Source organism: Massilimicrobiota sp. An80 (assembly GCF_002159255.1).
GTDB classification, from domain to species: domain Bacteria; phylum Bacillota_I; class Bacilli_A; order Erysipelotrichales; family Coprobacillaceae; genus Allocoprobacillus; species Allocoprobacillus merdigallinarum.
Genome location: NZ_NFHI01000086.1, coordinates 1 through 3,372, shown reverse-complemented (window position 1 = coordinate 3,372; position 3,372 = coordinate 1). Strand labels below are relative to the sequence as shown.

Here is a 3,372-nt window from a genome sequence, read left to right as displayed (position 1 = left end):
ATTATGTAAAGTTAGAAATAATGTAAAGTAAGTTCTAATAAGCACGTTTTTATACCGTTTCTTATTGATTTACTTTACATTATTTTTTTATGTTCGGATAATATTTCTGTAGATATATTTACAGAAAGGAGCGTTAAATTATGCATAATAACGATTTAACAATCAAGGCTTGCATTGAAAAAATATTGGAGACAATGCACGATCTTGGTTATAGTAAGGGAAATATTGAAGCATATGAACATAGCTATAATACTTTCCTTAAGTTTTGTAGTCAAAATAATTACACATATTTCAGAGAGGAGATTGCATTAGAATTTTTAAAACAAACATATGGTTTGGAATTAAAATGTCTTGTGTATGATAATGTGAATACAAAGCATTATCGATGGAGACTTAGACACTTACGTGTTCTAAGCGAATATAGCCGAAACCAGATATTTATCTCCAAGTTTTCTAAGTTTCATAAACCTGTAGAAAAGGATGATTATTGGAATAAGCTATATACATTGTTCATGAATCATTTAAAAAATGATTGTGATTACGCAGATTCCACAATCAGAAGCAAAGAACTTACAATTCGTACTACGATGAACTTTTTGATTCAGTTGGATATTCATTCCCTTGATGAAATCAGTCCTAAAATAATCAATAAAATTATTTCCAAGTTTATTCATGAATCTTCAAAATCAGTCACTTATCGAATAAGACATCTCAAACAGTTTTTCACATTTTGTTTTGATAATAATCTATGCAGAAATGATACTTCTTCGATAATACCACATGTCACTATACCACATACGGCTTATTTGCCAGCAAGCTGGAGTGCTGATGAAGCCAGGCAATTGCTTGATTCTATAGATAGAACCAGTTCAACCGGCAAAAGAGATTATGCAATACTGCTTATTGCATGTCGTCTTGGATTACGCGCCTGTGATATTTGTAGATTGCAGCTTGAAGATTTCAACTGGGAAACCAAGGAAATCCATCTGATTCAAAAGAAAACACAGAATGCCATCGTATTACCTCTTCTTAATGATATTGGTTGGGCTGTGATTGATTACATAAAAAATGGAAGGCCTAAAACGAGAGATTCACATCTATTTATTAGAGCCATCCCACCTTATAACGCATTGGCAGGATCATCTGCGATAGAGAACATATTTACTTTTAGAATCCATAATGCAGGATTGCGAATCCCAAGAGGGAAAAACTGTGGTATTCATTCATTAAGACATACTTTAGGCAGCATTCTTCTTGAAAAAGAAACACCATTGCCGATTATCAGTCAAATATTGGGGCATCAATCAATCAAATCAACTTCGACATATCTTAGACTAAACATGAAAGGTCTGGCAGAATGTCCTATCGATCCAGATAAGGTATTTAACGATGAAATATGAATATGGAAGTGTATTGGCTCCCATTATTAAATCATTTCTAGATATGAAACATGGACTAGGGTTCAAGTATGAAAGTGAATGTAAATTGCTTAGAAGAGTTGATCAATCAGCATTGATTCATGAATTAGATGATGTTGTCCTGACAAAGGAATTCGTCAACGACTTTATAAAAAAGCATGCCAATGAAAAAGATATTAACATTACCTCACGTGTTACAATCATTCGTGAACTTGCGAAATATATGAACAGTCAAGGATACAAGGCATATATAGTACCACCATTACCTCGAGGAAGCTATCATTCAACATTTGTTCCTTATATATTTACAAACGAAGAATTAAGGAAGATTTTTCTGGCTGCCGATCAATTTGCATCAACTCCATCTTTAGATAATCAGTATTATCATCAAAGAGATAAGTATCCTGTTATCTTAAGAATTCTCTATAGTACGGGTATGCGCATTGGAGAAGTTTTACAATTAAAAATAAAAGACATCAATTTTGAAACAAATGCTTTCATGATTCAGGAAGCCAAGAACAATAAAGATAGGAGAATACCAGTTCATCCCGTAACGATGAAATATCTAAAAGATTACATCACCAAAAAATGCATATTCGATAATGAGCAATATATTTTTACTAATAGAGATCATCTACCTATAACGACACGAACTGTTTATGGAATTTTCAGAAAGATATTACATATTGCCTGCATTCCTTATGGTGGAAAAGGTAAAGGACCTACAGTTCACTCATTTCGTCATACTTTTTGTGTTCATAGATTAAGGGATTGGGTGATATGTGGAAGAAATATATCGGCTCTATTTCCATATCTTTGTGCCTATATGGGGCATGCAGATACAAGATGTACAGAATATTATTTAAGACTTACAGCTGAGCTGTATCCAGATATCGTTATAAAGTCGGAAAAATATTTTAATGAAGGAGCTGATAGAGATGAATGATACAAAAAACTTTCAGTATTATATCAGTAAATATTTTACTACATACTTGCATGCAGAAAGAAACATGAGCACTCATACAATTGCATCTTATGCAGATACCTTTAAGCTGTTTTTGAAATATTTTGAAAATGTACTTCAAAAAAGAACTGATAAAATAACGTTGGATGACATTACCAGAGAAAATATTATAAATTTTCTTGACTGGCTAGAAAATGAGCGTCATGTGAACATTTCATCAAGAAATGTTCGATTATCTGCAGTTCATTCGTTTGTCAGATATATTCAGCCAGAAGATCCTGAACATGTTTTTGAATATAAGAAAATATTAAACATCAAAAACAAGAAATACAAAACAGCAGATATTCCTTATCTTAGTGTCAAACAAATCAAAGCCATTATTAACGCAGCAGATACTACAACACAGCAAGGATTCAGAGATAAAGTTCTATTAACAGTATTGTATGATACTGCAGCTCGTGCTGATGAGCTTATACATTTGACCTTGAATGATGTAAGGTTGGATAAGCCAGCAACTATAACATTGACAGGTAAAGGCAATAAAGTAAGAATCGTTCCAATTATGGGAAATACAGTTGAACTATTACAAAAATATATAAGTTTACTAAATAACAGTTCCAAATATCAACCATATCAAAGATATCTTTTCACAAACAGAAGTCATAATATCCTAACTCGTGCAGGGATAGGATATATCATTGAAAAATATGTCAGGATGGCTAATGAGGATGGAACAATTATTAATCTTAAAGTGCATCCACATACTTTTAGACATTCTAAAGCTGTCCATCTTCTAGAATCAGGTATTGAACTCATTTATATCAGGGATTTCTTAGGGCACTCGAGTGTTAAGACAACAGAAATATATGCAAAAGTATGTACAAAAAACAAGAGAGAAGCTCTTGAAAAGGCATATGAAAATATTACAGATACCTGCTATCCTGATTGGAATGATGATAAAAATCTAATGAACTGGTTAAATGAGCTAAG

Annotated in this window: 3 protein-coding genes; all 3 read left to right on the top strand. The window is 32.4% G+C overall.

Translation table 11 applies throughout. From position 1 onward, the window contains the following. Positions 1-140 precede the first annotated feature (140 nt). A complete protein-coding gene (locus tag B5G32_RS13240; protein WP_087936932.1) occupies positions 141-1,400 on the top strand; it encodes a site-specific integrase in 1,260 nt (419 codons plus the stop codon). Next, positions 1,390-2,364, top strand: a complete 975-nt coding sequence (locus B5G32_RS13235) for a tyrosine-type recombinase/integrase (RefSeq protein WP_087936931.1) — start codon at positions 1,390-1,392, stop codon at positions 2,362-2,364. The genes B5G32_RS13240 and B5G32_RS13235 overlap by 11 nt, the downstream gene beginning before the upstream one ends. After that, positions 2,357-3,372 (top strand): tyrosine-type recombinase/integrase (locus B5G32_RS13230; protein WP_087936930.1); only part of this gene is annotated, 1,016 nt, incomplete at its 3' end. The genes B5G32_RS13235 and B5G32_RS13230, both read left to right, overlap by 8 nt.

Coding starts and splice junctions, on each gene's coding strand:
- B5G32_RS13235 (WP_087936931.1), top strand. CDS start 1,390: ATGAAATATGAATATGGAAGTGTATTGGCTCCCATTATTAAATCATTT.
- B5G32_RS13240 (WP_087936932.1), top strand. CDS start 141: ATGCATAATAACGATTTAACAATCAAGGCTTGCATTGAAAAAATATTG.